Below are 18261 nucleotides of genomic sequence, written 5' to 3'. Positions count from 1 at the left end.
CTGGGAGGCTGGAGGTATCCTTCGCTCCGGACGACGCAAAGCCGTCTATAGTAAGTGCCAAAACTAATGTCTGATTCAGAAAAAGCAGTATTGGTGGGTGCCGGCCTCCGTGCCGGCACATCTTCAATATTAATAAATGATATCGCTATGATGGACGGCAGAGAGAAACTGTTTCAAAAATCGAAATCTATCCTGGATCGTGGCACGAAATTCTCATCATCTTCACGGCCCGATTGTAGGAGCGCCCCTCGTGGGTGCCCGGTAGTGACCGGCCTCCGTGCCGGTCATTGCGGGAGGGCAGGCACGAGACCTGCCCCTACAGGAATGATGAATCGTGGCACGATTTTTGTGCATTCGAGAATTTTGAGACAGTCTCGAGACGCCGGTCTCCACTAACAGATTGTATTTGAGCGCGGGATAAACGCCAGAATTCTTAACAATCGCTTCTAGATTGGCTCTTTTTTCCCATGGCGCACAATTTGACCGGTAACCATGTAGATCACTTCTTCAGCAATATTGGTGGCCAGATCCGCAATTCTTTCGAGATGACGCGAAACAAGGAACAGATGAATCAGATTTGAAGTGAGCTCCAAGTCCTTCCTGATTTGTTCCTCGAAGCTCCTATGGAGCTTATGTTTCATGAAATCCACTTCATCGTCTTCCTGAAGCACCTGGTAAGCAGCTTCGACATTCATGTTGACAAAAGAATCGAGACTCTTTTTCAACATGTTGAAAGCCTTTTCCGCCATAGAGAAATATTCTGCGGGAATTCTCATACGAGGCTGCGCACTCAGATGAATGGAGGTCTCCGCTATATTTACTGCAAGATCTCCGGCTCTTTCCAGGTCCTTGTTGATTTTCAGGACAGCGACGATGTGTCTTAAGTCTATTGCTACAGGCTGATGAAGTGCTAGAATCTCCAAGCACTCTTCTTCGAGATCGACTTCCCTTCTATCGATTTCAAGATCCCCGTCTATCACGCGAGCCGCCAAGCCTGCGTCTTTCTTTTCCAGTGATTTTACGGCAAGCTGGACACTCTCTTCAATCATCGCCCCGAGAGACAAAAGCTGATTATTGAGTTTTTCAATCTTACGGCGAAGCCGCAAACGTGTTGTTGTAGTCATGTAATCTCCTGGAAGAAAACACGCGAGACACACGGAGAGATTCCGATCACGTTTCACTTCCCCTGAGCAAAATCCAGGCCGAATCGCATCTCATCTGTAGTGTAGTCTTTGTCTCCAAAAGCTACCGATTCGTTTATTCGATAGAGATGCCTGACCTGAAAAAATATTACACACTGTAAAAAAAAATATTTACTTTGCGCCTTTGGTTTTGAGGTACTCTACGACATTGGCGTGGCCTCTGGCAGAAGCGAGCATAAGTGCACTATTTCCTTCACTGTCTTTCGCGTTTACGTCGGCCCCTTTGGACACCAACAGCTCGATCACTTCCTTATGTCCCTCGAAAGCGGCCACTATGAGCGGCGTTGCTCCGTTTCGCTGTTCTTTGGCGTTCACGTTAGCTCCTTTATCCAGGAGTAGTTTCACCACGTCCGGACGACCTTCGAAGGCTGCTCCGAAAAGAGCCGTAACACCGTCCTTGTTTGTTGCATTGACGTCTGCATTTTTCTGAATCAGCAGAATGACCAGATCGGTATGACCCGCGAATGAAGCACCGATGAGTGCAGTGTCACCGTCTTCGTTTTTCGCATTTACATCCGCTCCCTTGTCCAGAAGGACTTTTACGACGTCAATCCCACCTTCGACAGCTCCCACCATAAGGGGAGTGAATCCATCCATATCCTTGGCGTTCACATTGGCCCCTTTCGAGAGCAACTCCTGGACTTTTTTTACATCACCCATCCTCACGGCATCGAGAAGACTTTCTTCCAACGGTCCTGCCATGGAGAACTGGGCGAAAGCAATCAACAGAGCCACGACGATGGCTACAACCGCTTTCAACGAAATCCTCATGAGAGCCTCCTGGATCAGGCATACAGGCACAAATCCGGCGCCCGACCGAACGTTTTCGAAGTTCAAATAGCAACCCCAAGGTACAGTGTAGCGCTAATTCCGGCCACAAAAACAAAATCGTGGAAGTATACTAGAAAGGGATCTAACTTCCGTCAAGTACAAACATTTGAACAAACAAATATTTTAACCGGATCGTTCGACCATTGGCCGTGTATTCGCTTGCCATTCCATTTTCCAGTAGCTGCGAGTATGTCTTATATGATGTAATGGTTCAAGCGGCAAACGTGTTGGTGGATCTGCGGACGGTCGGTCCGGCAAAATCAAGGTGAAGTTGCTCGTATTTCCATCTGAATGTGCCCAAGTAGATCTGAAAAGAAGCGGTCCACGTAGCCAAAACTCATACTGAATTAGGAACTCTTCATGCCATATGATATGCAAGACCCACAGCTATCGAAGAAGATAGCAGCAAAAACCGCAAATACAGCTTTCGGGATTGTGGAATATGTTGATGTCGGTGCAGGGCCCGTTGTTCTGTGTTTACATGGTGCCATGGGAGGATATGATCAGAGTCTGCTGCTGGCTCAAACTATTGGGATCGCAGGCTATCGCTATCTTTGCGTGAGTCGCCCCGGATATCTTGGAACGCCATTGACTAGTGGGCGCAGCTCCGAACAACAGGCCGAACTCATTGCAGCATTGCTGGACTCTCTTGGGATCACCCGAGCCGGTGTGATTGCCGTCTCTGGTGGAGGACCGTGTGCCATTCAGTTCGGCCTCCGACACCCTGAAATGTGTAAAGGGCTGGTACTGGTTTCAACCTACGCTACCAAGGTCGACACCAAAATTCCTGTTTCGTTCAAGGTAATGACCTACCTCGCCCGATGGTCTTGGTTCGTCGACAGGTTTCGGAAGAATGCTGAACGCGACCTGGAAAGCGTCGCTAAACGTTCAATTCGAGATCCTCACATCTTGGCCGGCGCTATCAACGATAAAGATATTTGGCCGCTATTCTCGGCACTGTTGGTGAGCACATATGACAAAATGGGGCATCGTTTAGTCGGCACCAAGAACGACATTGAGATTTCTCGTACTGCGAGTTACCGGTTAGAAAACCTCAAAGTGCCGGTGCTAATCATCCACGGAACTCAAGATCCGCTGCTGCAGTTCGAAATCCATGCAAGGATCTTCGAAAGTCAAATCCCCAACGCGGAGCTCCTTGCAGTCGATGGAGGCGAACATGTCGCGATTTTTACTCACAGGAAATTAGTCGGAGCGAAAGTAAACGAGTTCATGCAAAGTCACTTCCAATCCGACTGCCCAGATTCCGATCTGTCGTCCGGTTAGCGACCGAATTCCAGCAAATTCGCAGACCACTGACGTCAAAAGACACATCCGGCGGAGGCAGACTGATCAGAATCCCAGGATTTGCCAATTTCGGCCAAATCTAAAAAAGATTCGAAGGTGTAGAGCATGAAACAGTTCGCTACCGAAAATCTACTTGCTATTCATTTATCTTCGATCGCAGTCTCCATCCGATTCACCAGCAGTGCGTAAGCAATACCCATTTCGCGTGCCCGTTTCTTCAAGCGTCTTCTTTGGATTCTGTACGTCGCCACATACCCGATCAATCCTGTAACCATGGCGACGAGTACGGCAGCAAGCGCCCATCTCACCAGGATATCGTAGCTCAGCAACAAAAAGGCATGCACAGAGTTCCAGAAATAGCCCGCGTGCAAAATCGGCTGCATAAGCATCCGAAAATCGTGCAAACCCATAGCAGGGTTTCGGCCGAGAATTAAAGATCCCAAATAGTAGTAACCGTAATACATCGGTAACAGCGAAAGGGGATTATTCACCCACGTGAGGGCAAAAGCCAGAACTGCATTGAACCGGAAGCAAAAACGGAATACTGCCAGAATTATCATTTGTGCGCCAACAGGTACGCCGAAACCAACGATCAACCCCACCGCAGCCCCTCGAGCATCAAACCACGGCGGATTCTCAGAGCGTACAAGTGACTCCGCAAAACCGAACAAACCCTTACGTCGGGTTTCCAGTGAATGAGAGGACAAATCTTCAGGTGAACGGTCCCGATCGTTTGACACGAACTCGACCAACCTCAGTTTTTTTTCGGGAAGTGTTACCATGGGAGAGCATTATCCAGAATTCTTCGCCATGTTCAAGTTCTCCGAAAAAACGAAAAGGCTGGTCAACTCCTTTCAAATAATATATACGCTATGCTGACAATCAGGACACAGATAGGTTTGTCTCCGGCAAACTTGTGAATCCGAAATAAGAATAGAAAGGGGAACCATCCCATGAAACCCGTATTCATCGAAGCGACCACAATTCCGGATGCATGGTTCCAGTGCCTCTACACTCTTATTGACGAATCTCAAAAGCCTGACGGAGCAGCCAGACGCTACACGGTCGATACAGGTTCCAATCCGGGAGCGGATCGCATTGAATTTGACCTGGTGACTGTTCATATAAAACAGCCCGGTGTGCGGCCTCTCTTGCCGCAGATTCCCGAACACCTGAATCTGCCTGCTATTGCAGATGAAAAATATCTCGCCGAGTACATGCCTTACCTGCTTTCCCCGCAGAAAGCGTCAGGAGAGCATTACACCTATGGAGAACGGCTTCAGGTGGCATGGCAGTTCGTAATAGATTATTACAAAAAGCACGGCGGCCGGACGAATCGTATGTGTATGGAAATAGGCCGACCGGAAGATATTTTTTTCTATAAGGACGAGGACGGTTCCTCTCCATGCCTGAGACTGGTCGATACCCGTATCATGGACGGTAAGTTACATTGGGTAGTGTATTTCAGGTCGTGGAATCTCTGGTCGGGTTTTCCGGTTAATCTCGCAGGGCTCCAGCAGGCCAAGGAAATTATGGCCATGGAAGTCGGGGCTGAAGATGGGGAAATTATAGCTATTTCCAAGGGATTGAATATTCGAGACTATAATGTGGAAGTTGCGCTTATGAGGCTTCAAAAGGACACGGGATTACGACTGGGCGCCCGGAGCGATACAAATTCGCAAAAAGATAAGTAAAAGGTGGATTGTTCGTACGCGAACTGATATAAGAACTTGAATGATGTGAACTTTGAGTGCTTACCCAATTTCGCGGAGGGGGGATCTCTCGATGGCTCATACGGAGATCGTTTACTGGGCTCTCTTTGTGTTCAGTTTAATTATTGTGCTCGGTCTGTTGGTCTGGGATCCTATTGTGATCAGATACAGGGATTGGAAGCTGAAGCGAGCTTTCAGGCTCAGAAGCGCTGCAAGTAAAGGTATGCTCAAACGAAGTTTCTTCTTTTTCCTGTGATCTGAAGCTGAATTGTCCGGAGCTCAACTCGAATATATTCCTCACGGACTTGTGCTTCACAAGTTGTTAGGTTCGTTTTTCGCAGGAAGCCTCCTGCACGACAGGCTTTTTGTCTGATTTGACACAGCGAGCTGTTGAATTCTTGTACAATTTGTTCTTTCGAGAGCGAATCTCTTCCTGTCACAGGGCATCAGATTGAAAAAGAAGTTCGTTTCTCGAAGGAGGAGCCACTCATGGCACAGTTCATTATCGATATAGCGCTTTTCATCATGTTGGCGACTGTTGTGATCCTGTCTGTAATTCCTCGCAAAGCCCGTGTCAGACAATCGACGAATCAGGGTGAATCTCCTCAATTGAGGAAAGAGATGCAGCCTGATTTCTGCTATCGCGACTGCGTGCGCGTGCACGGCCCGCAAAGAGAGCGTTTCTGCGACGTGGCCTGCGGATTATCGGAAAATCGCCGGTAAGAACGGTGTTCACCGATTTCAAGCTTGACCGGTAGGCACGCTGTCAGGTACCCTCACAAACCGTGACAAAATACACATTGTCGTGATGAAGTCGGGGTTATCCGTGCATTGAACAGCGCTTTAATGCTGTTCTTGTGAAAGGTCGTGCTTCATGAAGAAACAGACGCAATGCGTGCACAGCGGTGGATTTCGCGACAGCTTGATGCGCGGAGTAAATACTCCCGTATTCATGTCTTCGGCTTATGAGTATCTCGATAGAGATGACTGTCCTTATCCGCGGTATTTCAACACTCCGAACCTGGACGCTGTCGTAAAGAAGATGTGCGTGCTGGAAGGAGCTGAGGACGGAGTTCTTTTCAGTTCGGGTATGGCGGCTATGAGCACAGCCATTCTCGCGTTTGCGGGAGCCGGCAGTCATGTCGTCATGATGGACGAATTATATGGCGGCACTCACGCATTCGCGACGGACCAATTTCACCGGTTAGGAATCGACTATACCTTCGCTGCCACCGACGCGGAATCGATTTGCAGTTCCATAACTGAAGACACCAGGGTTATTGTCATAGAATCGCCCACCAATCCGCTGCTGGGCATTATCGACATCCGGAAAGTAGCACGGTTCGCCAAAGAACGAGCTATCACCACGGTGATGGATAATACGTTTGCCACGCCGGTGACCCAAAATCCGCTCGAGCTGGGAATTGATATCGTTGTGCATAGCGGTACAAAATATCTTGGCGGCCACAGCGATCTGTGCTGCGGCATCGCAGTGACAAGTGCCGAACGAGCATCTCAGATCCGGGCATTGGCCAGAAACCTGGGTGGAAGTCTGGATGCATTCGCGAGCTATTTGCTGGAAAGAAGCTTGAAGACCCTGGCCTTGAGGGTGGAAAGACAGTCCGAGAATGCGGGCATCATTGCAGAAGCCCTGCAGAATCATGGGTCGGTCGCGAGCGTCTATTATCCCGGTCTGACGAACTTTCCCGGACATGCCTTGGCCAAGACCCAGATGAAGGCATACGGCGGCATGCTTTCATTCGAAGTAGCTCACAGCAACGAAAACCCATCCGCTTTCTTGAAGCGATTGCAGATCGTCAAACCCGCATTGAGCCTTGGCGGAGTTGAAACCACCATTTGCTGTCCGGCTGTCACTTCGCATGTAAAGATCTCTGCACAAGAGAGGCAGCGTATCGGCATTACCGACAGTCTCATGAGACTATCCGTCGGGATCGAGCATCCGGACGACATTATCGCGGACCTGGATCAGGCATTGCCCTCAAATTAACCCGATTTTTCTTGATCGGCTCAGGAGGAACGGCTGCAATTGCTTCGAAACTGTCTTAAAAATCGAAATTTATCCCAAACGTGGCACGAATTGATCATCGTTCTGCTGGCCTGATTGTAGGGGCGCCCCTCGTGGGTGCCCGGTAGTGACCGGCATGGAGGCCGGTCATTGCAGGAGAGCAGGCATCCCGCGTGTTCGCGGGACCCCTATCAAGGATGGCGAATTGTGGCGCGATTTCTTGTATATCCGAGATTTTTGAGACACTTTCTTTCTGTCGGACCAGTTCGTTCGGTGAAGTTCTATTTATAATGTCAAAAGGATTATTGATTGACAAATCAATCAATAATTGTTACCAACGCTTATGCAAAACTTACTCTCCAGCAGCGAAAATAAGAAAGAAAAAGAAGCTATAATTTTTGACGCGGCTTGTAAAGTCTTTCGCAGAAAAGGATTTCATCAGGCTCGTATTGTGGACATCTCCCAGACTGCAGGAATCTCATATGGACTCGTGTACCACTACTTCAAGAGCAAAGCGGATCTTTTCGATGCCATTCAGAGAGAATGGTGGGAAACCCTGCTGACAATGATGGATGCGACCGAACGCAAGGCGACCGGACCGGAAGAAAAATTGGCGGCAATCGTTCATCATTTTCTCGAGATGTACGAAAAAAGACCCGACATGGTCTACATTTTCATCACCGAGATATCTCGTGCTTCCTCCAACTTGACTCCTGACAGACTGGAATGGTTCAAGGTCTTCATGGATCGTACTGAAGCAATCATTGTCGAAGCCCAGGATCGGCAGGTACTGCGGTCCGACGTGCGGGCCCGCTATCTTACGTATATTTTTCTTGGTGCTCTGGAGACATTCATATCTACCATGGTCCTTCAGAATCAACGTTTGAAAGGTCGTGCACAGAAACAACGCATAGCGTCCGCCCTGCTGGACGTGTTTTTCAACGGCGCGCGGCTGAGGGTATGAAACGACATGTTTCCAGAGGTTCATGGATTTTCGCTCCAGCATAAGGGTTGCGCTGAAACTGTTTTCTATCCACCCTCGTTCGATGATCTTGTAGAGAAAGCAGTCTGCATGATATGGAATCAGGACTGTGACGCGGCACTGGAGGGGAATGTACGATGCGCCCGAAACGGGAAGACGGGTGAGGATACAGCTTGTACCTATTTGCATTCAAAATCTCTCCATTCTCCTCTTTATAAAGGGGGGGATTAGAAGGGATTTTCGTCAAAACTTTGAAAGCAAATTGGCATTATATGGATCAACCAGCGGGGAGAGACCGTCGGCCAAAGGAGAGGCTCTGGTGATTACTCCGCCCAGACAGGAAGAATTGCTTTCTGAAAAAACACGGTAAGAGAGGAAAAAGACACATGGCACTTACGTCAGTAAACGAAGTTTTCGAGAAAATGCCCCAGGTATTCAATTCAGCCGCAGCATCAGGCGTAAACGCTGTTTATCAGTTCCATATTACAGGCCAGGAAGCCGGGGACTGGTATGTCGCCATTAAAGAAGGCGCGTGCGAAGTGAGTAAAGGCGTTCATGCAAGCCCGAACACTACTATCACCATGGCAGACGCGGACTGGCTGGCAATGTGCAATGGCACTCTTAACGGAATGACTGCATTCATGAGCGGAAAGCTGAAAGTGTCGGGCGACATCATGGCCGCTCAGCGCATCCCTTCACTGTTCCCACTTGCCTGATAGCGATTCGCTTTTCTTTTCATAATCTGTAAGGCTGGAGTATCCTTCGCTCCGGACGACGCAAAGCCGTCTAATCACTCCGCTCAGGACACCCCAGCCTTCGCTATATTTATAGTCAGTGCCAAAAATTCTGTCGTTTATCCCTCGTGTGAATTACAGGATATTGGTAGGGACCGGCGTCCCTGCCGGTCCATTCTATCGATATCATTGATCATATTTAAGATGTGCCGGCACGGAGGCACGGCACCTACCAATCTTCCTAATCTTCAATCGGTCACTAATTTTGGCAACTGATATATGTGTATAACTGCGAAATGGTATCATACCAAATATCCTCCCCAATTTCAGAATTTATCTTTGCAACGAAATCCTTTTTAGCGCGGCTAATTCTTTGCATCAGAAGTTAATTTAGTCTCAAAATCATCAAGGTTTTGAGTGAGAGATTCTCGTTTCTTCCTGGCAGCCTGCGCGTATAAATTCGTGAACACCACCCCGGAGACCAGGATAGAAAGTTCCAGGCCGCGAAAGAACCATTCGCCCAGATCCGCACAATAAGGCTTCGCAATATTAACCAGCGTGTTGATCATGAATATGAGAGCCCAAACGCTTGTCACCGTGTAAGAGCTGCGAATGAATTCCGGTGAATCCCAGAACTCCGGAGGAACATGTTCCCGCGCATAGTCCTCTGTAAACGGTTGCCCGATCATGATCGATAATAGAGTGCCGGTAAAGAGGGTCCCGCTTGCAAGAATTCCAAGATGATGGATCACCCACATGTTCTTCAATAACACTACGGCAACAAGAGCAAAGGCAAAGAAGACCACGCCTGCCCATAGGAGCAGTCCCCGGTGCAGCTTCGTGATTCCCATGACTATAACAAGAATCGCTGCCACGCAGATCCCCACCTGGAGACGCACCATCGAATGGCCTCCGGAGATGATCCAGAAAGCAATCCAGGGAGAAAATGCCAGCAGCAACTTGAGCGTATCCATGCTATCTCCATTGCCAAAATAAATGACCGAAACTCAGTGCAGATGTTAGTCGAAAATCCCCCTGAATCCCCCTTTAGAAAAGGGGGACAGGCCTTCTTGACACTAGGAGTTGCCCATTTAAGCAACTGCGGTAATTCTTTGTCCCGCAGGGACTAAAGAAAATAGCCCGGTAATTCATTGCCGGTAATTCGTGTATCAGCCGTCCCTCCGGGACTCGAAAATCATTAGGTTTTTCCTTATCCGGCGATGAATCACCGGCCTATTGTTCCCGCGTCCCGCGGGATTCCTCCGGAACAAACGACCAAGAAACCGCGAGTTAGCGACTACACCCTGAAATCCACCAACTTTTGACATCCGTCTAAGAAGGTCTTCTTCTCTCGTCGATTATCTTGGGTCCAATACGAATTCACTATGAAAAGGATTTTGTCAACTGATTAACGGCTTGTAATAATTCAGTGAGGTCGCTGTAGCTGGCACTCGATTCTTCATCGGGACGTCTTATAACCACTACTCGACATCGTTCCTGTCTGGCTGCCTCGATCTTCTCCGGAACACCTCCGATGGTGCCGCTGTCCTTGGTCACGATTACGCCGATGCCGAATTCCCGGATAGTTGTAACATTTTGTTCCAGTGAAAAAGGACCGGTTGCTGCAATTACATTGTTGGGAGGAATACCAGCCTGAAGACATGCTTCCAGAGAATCCGGCCGATCCAGGACCCTAACGACAACGGAGGTTCCCGTCCGGCGTGACTCCTCAGCGTACGGCTTGAGATTCCGGGACCCTGTTGTGAGAAGAACGGGCTGTCCAAAAGAAAAGGCAATACGAGCAGCGTCTGCGTGATCCTGCGCCCAGATCACCTCATCGGAATCGTGTAATGCGGCAGGTCTGTACCACCTGAAATAGGGTATACGGTGCTCTTTAGCTACTTTCCGGGCATGATTTGTTATCACCGAAGCATAGGGATGGGACGCATCTATGAGGACTGTGATTTCCCTTTCCAGGATGAGCCTTGACAAGCTTTCCCGATCCAGGGGACCGGATCGCCTGGACAGATTCGGATGGCTACCCAGACTCAGAGGAGCATCCGTGGCTGTAGAAACCAGGACAAAGAAACCCGCGGAGACGAGAGCATTCGCCAGAACTCCGGTCTCACCTGCTCCTCCGATGAGAAGAATCATACCTTGTAACCGCGTGGAGTCACAAACCATCCGTCGAGCAACCTGGAAGAGGTATTGCCGATAATGACAATGCTCCTCATGGTGATTTCAAAATCCAGGAATGTGTCGAGATCGGCAATCACAATGCGCTCGTCTTTGGTTCCGACTGAGGTCCCTATTCCCACCGGGGTGCTGCCTTTCCGGTATCTTCTGAATATGGCCGCAGCCTCGTCCAGTTGTTCCGTGCGTTTCTTGCTCCTGGGATTGTACAAAGCAGTCACCAGATCAGCGGCAGCCACTGCCTCCAATCGTTTGCGAATCATATCCCACGGGACGAGTAGATCGCTCAGACTGATGCACGCGAAGTCCAACATGAGCGGAGCGCCCAAACGAGCCGCAAGTGCTCCTGCTGCTGTTATTCCCGGGACGATTTCGATAGGAAAAGACTGTTTCTCGCGATTCGCCAGCTCAAGAGCGAGTCCTGCCATGCCGTACACTCCGGAATCACCGGAGGAGATCAACGAAACCGTGAAGCCTTCACCGGCTTTGCGGACTGCTTCGAGGCAGCGATCGGTTTCCTTGGTCATTCCTGATGAAATCAGCTCCTGTTGCTGGATCAGATCGCCGATCAGATCGAGATAACGCTTGTATCCGACCACCACCTGGCTTTCGAGAATGGCTTTTTCGGCTCTAGGTGTGCGATCCAGCGGTCCGCCGGGACCGATTCCTACCACAAAGAGTTTTCCCTGGCCACTGCCACGGTCACTCCGTTGCGAATCTGTTTTCTTATCAGTAATGTTGTCCTCCTTCCTGCGAGCAATGCACAGGGTTCCGCAACTGCAGGCAGGTCCACTTTTTCTCTGACAAAATCCGATTCCTCAAATACTCGCGGAGAATCGTTCAACTCCTGTGAGGAGACGAACCTGAGCGGGATTCCCAGGGTCCGGGCTGCATCGATCAACCCGGTCTCGTCCGCTTTCAGGTCCGCAGAAGCGAGCAGCCTCACATCATTCACGGAAAGATGAGCTTCGGAAAGAACTCCATTCACGGCATCCAAAATGTGCCGAGCATCGGCTCCTCTTCTGCATCCTATGCCCACGATCAGGGTCTTGAGTGCTTCCGTTGTGGTGGTGACGATCGGCTCGGCAGAGAGAATATTCCCTATTTCCAAGGCGAGATCGTTTGCTCCACCCTCATGGCCGCTCAGGAGACTTATTGCCCATCTGCCGGCTACGTCGACTGCAACCACAGCGGGATCTTCAGTCTTATGCCGAATAAGCGGAGCAATCGCACGCACTACTACTCCGCAGGGCATGATGTAAACCAGGCCGCGGTAATGATTGAAGATCTGCGCGGTCAAATCGACAACGCTGGTGAACTTGATCACAGACGAACCGATGGGGACGTCCACCTGATCGTGCACGTACACAACTGTATCAGGGCGCTTTGACGCGATAGCTTCAGCGAGTTTCAGCCCTTCGGACGAAAGTGTCAAAACCGCGAAAATCATTGCGGGTCCGCCACACGGTATTCGTGGGAAAATGAAGGATCGTAAAGCTTGGAAGCAGGGAGGCCTCTCGATAAAGCTCGGCCGACGACAATCATCGCGGTCTTGCGAATACCGGCATTCCGGACTTTTTCGGCTATATCGTCCAATGTCCCCCGGATAATAAGTTCATCTTTCCAGGAGACTTTGTATGCCACAGCAGCAGGACAATCGGCACCATAATGCGTGGCAAGCATGTCGGCTGCTTCGGCCATCTTGTGAACAGACAGGAAAATGCACAGGGTTGCGTGAGTTCGCGCCAGGATTTCAAGGTCCTGCTCCGGAGGAACAGGAGTCCTGCCGGATGCACGAGTCAATATGATAGTCTGCGCCGTCTCAGGAGCGGTAAGCTCGGTTTTCAGCGCTGCGGCGGTAGCCTGGAACGAGCTTACTCCCGGCACAACTTCGTAGTCGATTCCGAGCTTGTCCAGTTCGGTCATTTGCTCGCCGATGGCGCCGTAAATAGAAGGATCTCCCGTGTGGAGCCGCACTACATCAACATTTCTCGCATTTGCATCCTTAAACACAGCGACGATTTGAGGCAAATCCATGTTCGCGGAATCGTGCTTTTCGGCATGGGAAGGCACAATAGCAACTACATCAGGGCTCACCAGAGATCCGGCATAGATGCAGATGGCACAATTCTCCAGCAGGTGTCTGGCCTTAACGGTGAGCAGATCCGGATCTCCCGGACCGGCGCCGACGAAATACACTTTCATGCGTTTTTCTCCGGATTCATTCGGACGAGAATGATTGACATGTAGCCGGTATCCGCCTCTTCACCCCTGAGCTTTGTAAGATCCGTTTCTATCCTTTGACCGTCCATCCCCACGTGAGAAACGAAAACCGCCCTTCCAAGAGCCTTTGCATTTTTCAGAATGTCCAGAATTCCTCCAAGGCGTTTGCCAATCTTCATGAGAATAACAGTTCCCCCTGAAGTCACCGCATGTCGAACGGCCTCAAGATCGTCTGCAGTAGGTATTATGGTAACCGGCTCTTTTCCCTGGCCCACAGGAAAGTCTGCCAGAGCAGCGGCAGCGCTGAAAGCGGTGATCCCCGGGATGGTGACGACATTGGTTCCGGGACTGCGGCGCTTGAGCGCTCGAAGGAGATAAATGTACGTGGAATAGAGGAGAGCATCTCCCAGGGTAAGAAAACAAGCATCTTCACCTGCTTCCAGGGTTTCTCCCACTATACGGGCGGATTCTTCCCAGCGAGCCTCGAGTTCTTCACGATCTGTAGTCATAGGAAAAAGGATTTCGTGAATTTCCGCATCGGGATTGATGTGTTTGCGTGCAATCGTCAATGCAAGGCTTTCCATACCTTTTCGCGCTTTGGGAACAAATACGTGTTTTGCTTCACCAAGTATTTTTGCAGCCTTTACCGTAATCAAGTCCGGATCGCCCGGACCGATTCCAATGCCATACAAAGTTCCTCTATTCATGATAACAAATCCTTTTTCACCACAATGACAACTGTCCGGGAACTCGTGCGAAGGCTTGCGAGTTCTTCCGGGTCGATCTCTCGAATGCATTCGTCATGCAGAGTGAGATTTTCGCAAAGAAATATTCGTCGTTGGTTCACCGTATCTTCGGGCAAATGAGATGCAATCCATTTGAGTGAATTGTCGCGGCCTCCCAAAATGGCGATTTTATCCCAGGAGTCCACGGATGGACTGTCCTCAGGATCTTCCTTATGCGCGCTGATAATCGCTGCGTCCGCCCAGTCCAAGCCGATTGCAGCGAATGCAGCCTGAACGGAACTCACTCCGGGGATGATCCGGCATGCTTCACGGCCGAAATTGGCAACGATCTTTTTCGAGAGACTGAAAATACCCGGGTCTCCCGTTACCAGCACTGCAACGCGTTTTTCCACCGGGATGGATCGAATTCGTTCCAGCACTTCCCCAATATTCGCAGTGACCGCAATTCGTTCCGCTGTACTTTCTGTGAAGACATCCAGCAAACGAGAAGCACCGATCAACACGTCAGATGCTGCCACCGCTTTGTGAGCTGCCGGCGTGATGTAATCCGGAGATCCTGGACCGCATCCTACGACTGTAATACGATGATTCAACTCTTTTTCCAAAAGCTCAGATCTCCGTGCGTTCCGAGGATTTCACCCCGGAGATCTACCAGAACCACGGATACGGAAAAACGTTTTTGTACTCGCTGAAAAACGGCAGCCTCGATCCGAGCCGCGACAGCATCGGCAAGTACGCGCTTTTCATCAATTGCGAGATCCCCGAAAATTGCTTCCACTGTAAGAGAATCTGGCGGTCTTTTTCCCACCACTTCTTCAGCCAACTTCAACATTGCAGGTACTGCACTGCTCGAATTGGATGAATGAGTGTCCCACTCGTTTTGTGCCAACTTCGCCAGTTTGCCCGGATGTCCGAGCACCAGCAAAGCATTGAAACGGTACTTGACCGTCTCGTCAAGCACAAATCCCCATGCGTTGCTCACTTCTATCAATTGTTCGGATGTGATGCTGAAATGACGTCGTGCAGCTTTTTCACCGATTCTGCCCGGCACGAACACGGGATATCGAATATCGCACGCGGCCGCGACGTTCAAGGAAACGACAAGCGTATCCTTCAAAGCTTCCAAACTGAACGGCCGGACAATCCCCGACGTCCCGAGTATGGAGAGACCGCCCTCTATGCCAAGTCTTGGATTAAAAGTTTTCTCAGCCAGTTCTCTTCCACCCGGAATGCTAACGGCGATCCGGACTCCGCGATTGCTTATTTCCCGAACAGCCTCGGCAATCATCCTTCTGGGAACAGGGTTGATTGCGGGTTCACCCGGTGGTATAGCGAGCCCGGGTTTTGTCACGGTCCCGACACCTTCACCGGCAACAAGCTGTATCTCTGATGAATCGGTCCAGGATACTTCCACAGTGACCAGGCAACCGTCAGTGACATCGGGATCGTCTCCCGCATCTTTCTTCACTGCGGCACGAGCCGATTGCCCTGTGGAGGAATATTCCGCAATAGGGAGCCTCACTCGAGAACCGTTTGCCAGACCGATTTCAACCCTGTCAGGCTTTTCACCTGACTGAAGAAGGATAGCGGCGGCTTTGGCCGCTGCAGCAGCGCAGGTTCCGGTGGTAAACCCCGTACGCCCGGACTCGGTCACTGGGGCACCTCCGGTTGTTTCACGATCAGGTTGTCCGGGATCAGTTCCAAGAGTCGTGAGCGGGCTTCCCCTATGGTCAATGGGAGCCCTGCTATGGGGACTCCGTCATGCTGCTTCAATTTGTGGAGCAGAGTTGCTATGTACGGCAACCTGAGGCACGCATCACGTATCATCTCGTGTTCGCAAAAGATTTCGTCCGAAGGCCCCTGCTTGAGAACCCTTCCTCTTTGAAGAACGTATATGCGATCTGCAAATAAGGGGAGCAAATCAACGTTGTGGGTGGCCAAAATTATCGTAATCCCTTGTTCCCTGTTCAGTTTGTTCAGTAGACGCATCATAAGCGTTTCACCGGCAGGGTCGAGCCCGGCTGTCGGTTCGTCCAGAATCAGGATTGAAGGATTCATGGCGAGCACCCCGGCCATGGAAACTCTTTTTTGCTCTCCATAACTCAGGTGGTGGATGGCCCGATGACGGAGTTCAGATGCTGCCACGCACGCAAGGGCCTCACCCACGCGACGCTGCACTTCATCTTCTTCAAATCCGAGATTTCTCGGCCCGTACGCCACATCTTCTTCAACGGTAGCGGCGAACAACTGATCGACCGGATTCTGCAAAACCAATCCCACTGTCTGGAAAAGGTCTTTCTTTGCAATCCGACTGAGATCTTTGCCGTGTATTACGACTTTCCCTTTCTCTGGTTTCAATAGGCCGATGAGCACTTTAATCAGAGTGGTTTTGCCCGATCCATTCGAAGCGAGCATCGCGACGAACTCACCGGGATCGGCATGGAAATTCACACGATCGAGTGCCCGAGTGCCTTCCTGATACTTGAAACAGACGTCTTGTGCACTCACTGCAGGAGAGATCATATGATGTACCGTTCCACAAAAAGAAAAGCCATGAGAATAACTGGAACAGCAACAGTCAGAATCCTCACATCTTTTTGCTCCAGCACCGGAAGAGGTCCAAAGGGCATAGATCCCTGATAGCCACGTAATGTCATTGCTTCGTACGTCCTCATTGCCTGATCCATAGCTCTGATCAGCACGGTACCGGCAACTACCCCTACCGAGCCGAGAGAGGTCTTGATTGACGAATAGCCAAGCCTGGCTCGTTGAGCCGTAAGCACATCGGATGTCTGATCCAGGAGAGAAAAGGTGTAACGATAAACCAGCATTGCGATTTCCACCCAGCCTTCGGGAATTTTGAACCAGCGCAACGCCGCAAAGATCTTGTGCGCGGGCGTAACAGAACCAAGAAGGATTACGGTACTCACAGCGGCCAATACTCGGCTGCCCAGGAGAATTCCCCGTGCAAGGCCCTCCTGACTGGCAATGAAGGTCCATGAACCGATATGCAGAGTCATGAGTGGAGTGGAACCGGTTAAGAACATTTGCAGAAGAACCAGAACAGTTACAATGCCCAACGGCCCGGAAAGCCTCAACAACACGAGGCCCGGCGGTATCCGGATTAGTGTCATTGTTATAAGGCAGCACGTGAAAACCACGAGCGGAAACCACACCATTTGCGAGAGAACCGTGCAAAAAATCAGCAGCAACGCCAAAATGAGTTTAATGCGAGGATCGACCCGAGTGAGTGTATTTTCCCTGGATGCAAAAATATCTGAGAAAATGTCAAACACGGGATGGGTCACCTATACGTCTTTCGGGAGGGAACAGTCCCCGAAAAGTGTAACCGGCGATAAAGCCTCCTACTGCTCCTGCGAGCAGAAAAAAGAAGAGCAAAGCATCTCCTTTTATAAACGATTCGCTGGGGGGGCGGCCTGCTTCTTCAGCAAACTTTTTCACGACTGTTTCATCGACTCCGGACCATTCCGCGGACTGGTTGAACACTACCGATCCGAGAATGACTCCCAGCACCAGAAGGACCGCTGCAACTGCGAGTGCTTTTTTCATCTGACGTTCCCCCTTGCCATTAATGCGAGGTACTCGGGGCGACGCGCATGAATGAACGAATAAGCGCCTGCGGAGATAAATCCTTCCAGGATTCCAAGAGGAATTTGCGTGGGCATAAATGCCACCATTATCGTTCCGAACATCGTGAAGAAAGAGCCGTCCTGGTGGAGTGCTGCTGCAAGGGCAAGTGAGGTGAATCCATACGTCACCCAGTCGGAAACGATTCCAGCGGCAAAAGCGCCAACAATCCACGAGGTTCCCAGTTTTCTGCACAGGAGGAATGCCCCATAACCTGAAAATGCCCCGGCGACTCCCATAGAAAAGATGTCAGCTCCAAGCGTGGTAATGCCTCCGTGTGCAAGGAACAACGCCTGAAGCGTCAAAGCGATGCTCGCCACCAGAACAGTGAGGCTTGGCCCAATGAGAATAGCAGCCATTCCGGTTCCAGTCGGATGCGAGCAGGTCCCCGCAGTGGGCACCGGAATCGGCATGCAGGAAATGATAAATACTGCCGCTCCGATAAGTCCTAACATGGCCTTCAAATGCGGTTCCTCTTTGGTGCGGGAGGCGAGTTCCCTTAAGCCCATAATTACGAATGGAATCGAAAGCAAGAACCACAGGAGTGCCCAGGGAAGCGGGAGGATTCCTTCAGAAATATGCATGGCATGTGCCGGACCGGACAAGAGCAGCACCGATCCTGAAGATAAAAGCAAAACCGCATTCAGACGAGTTTTCAT

22 protein-coding genes are annotated in these 18261 nt (G+C 50.5%); 7 read left to right on the top strand and 15 right to left on the bottom strand.

The features are described from left to right. Positions 1-446 precede the first annotated feature (446 nt). Together phoU and DESTI_RS27900 are read right to left on the bottom strand one after the other, a co-directional pair. Positions 447-1124, bottom strand: coding sequence for a phosphate signaling complex protein PhoU (gene phoU / locus DESTI_RS27905; protein ID WP_014813275.1), 678 nt, complete (start codon positions 1122-1124; stop codon positions 447-449). A 189-nt stretch (positions 1125-1313) separates the two neighbouring features. Beyond that, positions 1314-1973, bottom strand: coding sequence for an ankyrin repeat domain-containing protein (locus DESTI_RS27900; RefSeq protein ID WP_014813274.1), 660 nt, complete (start codon positions 1971-1973; stop codon positions 1314-1316). 420 nt (positions 1974-2393) lie between these two features. On the opposite strand from DESTI_RS27900, the gene DESTI_RS27895 reads away from it, so the two are divergent. Next, on the top strand, positions 2394-3317 hold the full coding sequence (locus DESTI_RS27895; protein WP_014813273.1) for an alpha/beta fold hydrolase: 924 nt from the start codon (positions 2394-2396) through the stop codon (positions 3315-3317). Positions 3318-3478: 161 nt separating this feature from the next. On the opposite strand, the gene DESTI_RS29595 is transcribed toward DESTI_RS27895, so the two are convergent. Next, on the bottom strand, positions 3479-4120 hold the full coding sequence (locus DESTI_RS29595; RefSeq protein ID WP_014813272.1) for a DUF2062 domain-containing protein: 642 nt from the start codon (positions 4118-4120) through the stop codon (positions 3479-3481). 171 nt (positions 4121-4291) lie between these two features. On the opposite strand from DESTI_RS29595, the gene DESTI_RS27885 reads away from it, so the two are divergent. The 6 genes from DESTI_RS27885 to DESTI_RS27855 all read left to right on the top strand — a co-directional run bounded on the left by DESTI_RS27885 (position 4292) and on the right by DESTI_RS27855 (position 8774). Next, positions 4292-5032, top strand: a complete 741-nt coding sequence (locus DESTI_RS27885) for a thymidylate synthase family protein (RefSeq protein WP_014813271.1) — start codon at positions 4292-4294, stop codon at positions 5030-5032. Between the two features lie 91 nt (positions 5033-5123). Beyond that, on the top strand, positions 5124-5306 hold the full coding sequence (locus DESTI_RS27880) for a hypothetical protein (protein ID WP_014813270.1): 183 nt from the start codon (positions 5124-5126) through the stop codon (positions 5304-5306). Positions 5307-5539: 233 nt separating this feature from the next. Beyond that, positions 5540-5773 (top strand): hypothetical protein, encoded by a 234-nt coding sequence (locus tag DESTI_RS27875; protein ID WP_014813269.1) that lies wholly within the window; start codon positions 5540-5542, stop codon positions 5771-5773. A gap of 151 nt (positions 5774-5924) precedes the next feature. After that, on the top strand, positions 5925-7058 hold the full coding sequence (locus tag DESTI_RS27870; protein WP_014813268.1) for a trans-sulfuration enzyme family protein: 1134 nt from the start codon (positions 5925-5927) through the stop codon (positions 7056-7058). A gap of 361 nt (positions 7059-7419) precedes the next feature. After that, entirely contained in the window at positions 7420-8040 is a 621-nt protein-coding gene (locus DESTI_RS27865; RefSeq protein ID WP_014813267.1) for a TetR/AcrR family transcriptional regulator, read from the top strand. Positions 8041-8444: 404 nt separating this feature from the next. Beyond that, a complete protein-coding gene (locus tag DESTI_RS27855) occupies positions 8445-8774 on the top strand; it encodes an SCP2 sterol-binding domain-containing protein (RefSeq protein ID WP_014813265.1) in 330 nt (109 codons plus the stop codon). A 383-nt stretch (positions 8775-9157) separates the two neighbouring features. On the opposite strand, the gene DESTI_RS27850 is transcribed toward DESTI_RS27855, so the two are convergent. The 12 genes from DESTI_RS27850 to DESTI_RS27795 form a co-directional block, all read right to left on the bottom strand. Continuing rightward, positions 9158-9766: a hypothetical protein gene (locus DESTI_RS27850; RefSeq protein WP_014813264.1), complete on the bottom strand. Its 609-nt coding sequence runs from the start codon at positions 9764-9766 to the stop codon at positions 9158-9160. 409 nt (positions 9767-10175) lie between these two features. Further along, positions 10176-10946, bottom strand: coding sequence for a precorrin-6A reductase (cobK, locus tag DESTI_RS29590; RefSeq protein ID WP_014813263.1), 771 nt, complete (start codon positions 10944-10946; stop codon positions 10176-10178). Beyond that, positions 10943-11659: a precorrin-3B C(17)-methyltransferase gene (gene cobJ, locus DESTI_RS27840; RefSeq protein ID WP_014813262.1), complete on the bottom strand. Its 717-nt coding sequence runs from the start codon at positions 11657-11659 to the stop codon at positions 10943-10945. The genes cobK and cobJ overlap by 4 nt, the downstream gene beginning before the upstream one ends. After that, a complete protein-coding gene (locus tag DESTI_RS27835) occupies positions 11653-12435 on the bottom strand; it encodes a cobalt-precorrin 5A hydrolase (RefSeq protein ID WP_014813261.1) in 783 nt (260 codons plus the stop codon). The genes cobJ and DESTI_RS27835 overlap by 7 nt, the downstream gene beginning before the upstream one ends. Beyond that, complete coding sequence (gene cobM, locus DESTI_RS27830; RefSeq protein WP_014813260.1) at positions 12432-13190, bottom strand: precorrin-4 C(11)-methyltransferase; 759 nt, start codon at positions 13188-13190, stop codon at positions 12432-12434. Before cobM ends, DESTI_RS27835 begins: the two co-directional genes overlap by 4 nt. After that, complete coding sequence (cobI, locus tag DESTI_RS27825; protein ID WP_014813259.1) at positions 13187-13915, bottom strand: precorrin-2 C(20)-methyltransferase; 729 nt, start codon at positions 13913-13915, stop codon at positions 13187-13189. Before cobI ends, cobM begins: the two co-directional genes overlap by 4 nt. Continuing rightward, complete coding sequence (gene cbiE / locus DESTI_RS27820; protein WP_014813258.1) at positions 13912-14559, bottom strand: precorrin-6y C5,15-methyltransferase (decarboxylating) subunit CbiE; 648 nt, start codon at positions 14557-14559, stop codon at positions 13912-13914. Before cbiE ends, cobI begins: the two co-directional genes overlap by 4 nt. Continuing rightward, positions 14544-15608 (bottom strand): cobalt-precorrin-5B (C(1))-methyltransferase CbiD, encoded by a 1065-nt coding sequence (cbiD, locus tag DESTI_RS27815; RefSeq protein WP_014813257.1) that lies wholly within the window; start codon positions 15606-15608, stop codon positions 14544-14546. The genes cbiE and cbiD overlap by 16 nt, the downstream gene beginning before the upstream one ends. After that, positions 15605-16477: an energy-coupling factor ABC transporter ATP-binding protein gene (locus DESTI_RS27810; protein WP_014813256.1), complete on the bottom strand. Its 873-nt coding sequence runs from the start codon at positions 16475-16477 to the stop codon at positions 15605-15607. Before DESTI_RS27810 ends, cbiD begins: the two co-directional genes overlap by 4 nt. Further along, the gene (gene cbiQ / locus DESTI_RS27805) at positions 16474-17250 is read right to left on the bottom strand and encodes a cobalt ECF transporter T component CbiQ (RefSeq protein ID WP_014813255.1); all 777 of its coding nucleotides are present in this window, start codon (positions 17248-17250) and stop codon (positions 16474-16476) included. Before cbiQ ends, DESTI_RS27810 begins: the two co-directional genes overlap by 4 nt. Next, a complete protein-coding gene (locus tag DESTI_RS31340) occupies positions 17243-17524 on the bottom strand; it encodes a hypothetical protein (RefSeq protein WP_041286562.1) in 282 nt (93 codons plus the stop codon). Before DESTI_RS31340 ends, cbiQ begins: the two co-directional genes overlap by 8 nt. Continuing rightward, positions 17521-18261 (bottom strand): energy-coupling factor ABC transporter permease, encoded by a 741-nt coding sequence (locus DESTI_RS27795; RefSeq protein ID WP_014813254.1) that lies wholly within the window; start codon positions 18259-18261, stop codon positions 17521-17523. The genes DESTI_RS31340 and DESTI_RS27795 overlap by 4 nt, the downstream gene beginning before the upstream one ends.

This window comes from Desulfomonile tiedjei DSM 6799 (genome assembly GCF_000266945.1).
GTDB classification, from domain to species: domain Bacteria; phylum Desulfobacterota; class Desulfomonilia; order Desulfomonilales; family Desulfomonilaceae; genus Desulfomonile; species Desulfomonile tiedjei.
Note: the sequence above shows the minus strand (reverse complement) of the source record. Positions and strands in the feature narration are given on the sequence as shown.

Excerpts from the sequence above, each read along its gene's own strand:
- cobI (WP_014813259.1), bottom strand. The coding sequence starts at position 13,915 with ATGAATAGAGGAACTTTGTATGGCATTGGAATCGGTCCGGGCGATCCG.
- DESTI_RS27870 (WP_014813268.1), top strand. The coding sequence starts at position 5,925 with ATGAAGAAACAGACGCAATGCGTGCACAGCGGTGGATTTCGCGACAGC.
- DESTI_RS29595 (WP_014813272.1), bottom strand. The coding sequence starts at position 4,120 with ATGGTAACACTTCCCGAAAAAAAACTGAGGTTGGTCGAGTTCGTGTCA.
- DESTI_RS27895 (WP_014813273.1), top strand. The coding sequence starts at position 2,394 with ATGCCATATGATATGCAAGACCCACAGCTATCGAAGAAGATAGCAGCA.
- cobK (WP_014813263.1), bottom strand. The coding sequence starts at position 10,946 with ATGATTCTTCTCATCGGAGGAGCAGGTGAGACCGGAGTTCTGGCGAAT.
- DESTI_RS27875 (WP_014813269.1), top strand. The coding sequence starts at position 5,540 with ATGGCACAGTTCATTATCGATATAGCGCTTTTCATCATGTTGGCGACT.
- DESTI_RS27835 (WP_014813261.1), bottom strand. The coding sequence starts at position 12,435 with ATGATTTTCGCGGTTTTGACACTTTCGTCCGAAGGGCTGAAACTCGCT.
- DESTI_RS31340 (WP_041286562.1), bottom strand. The coding sequence starts at position 17,524 with ATGAAAAAAGCACTCGCAGTTGCAGCGGTCCTTCTGGTGCTGGGAGTC.
- DESTI_RS27855 (WP_014813265.1), top strand. The coding sequence starts at position 8,445 with ATGGCACTTACGTCAGTAAACGAAGTTTTCGAGAAAATGCCCCAGGTA.
- phoU (WP_014813275.1), bottom strand. The coding sequence starts at position 1,124 with ATGACTACAACAACACGTTTGCGGCTTCGCCGTAAGATTGAAAAACTC.
- DESTI_RS27885 (WP_014813271.1), top strand. The coding sequence starts at position 4,292 with ATGAAACCCGTATTCATCGAAGCGACCACAATTCCGGATGCATGGTTC.
- DESTI_RS27850 (WP_014813264.1), bottom strand. The coding sequence starts at position 9,766 with ATGGATACGCTCAAGTTGCTGCTGGCATTTTCTCCCTGGATTGCTTTC.
- DESTI_RS27865 (WP_014813267.1), top strand. The coding sequence starts at position 7,420 with ATGCAAAACTTACTCTCCAGCAGCGAAAATAAGAAAGAAAAAGAAGCT.
- DESTI_RS27880 (WP_014813270.1), top strand. The coding sequence starts at position 5,124 with ATGGCTCATACGGAGATCGTTTACTGGGCTCTCTTTGTGTTCAGTTTA.
- DESTI_RS27795 (WP_014813254.1), bottom strand. The coding sequence starts at position 18,261 with ATGAAAACTCGTCTGAATGCGGTTTTGCTTTTATCTTCAGGATCGGTG.
- DESTI_RS27900 (WP_014813274.1), bottom strand. The coding sequence starts at position 1,973 with ATGAGGATTTCGTTGAAAGCGGTTGTAGCCATCGTCGTGGCTCTGTTG.
- cobM (WP_014813260.1), bottom strand. The coding sequence starts at position 13,190 with ATGAAAGTGTATTTCGTCGGCGCCGGTCCGGGAGATCCGGATCTGCTC.
- DESTI_RS27810 (WP_014813256.1), bottom strand. The coding sequence starts at position 16,477 with ATGATCTCTCCTGCAGTGAGTGCACAAGACGTCTGTTTCAAGTATCAG.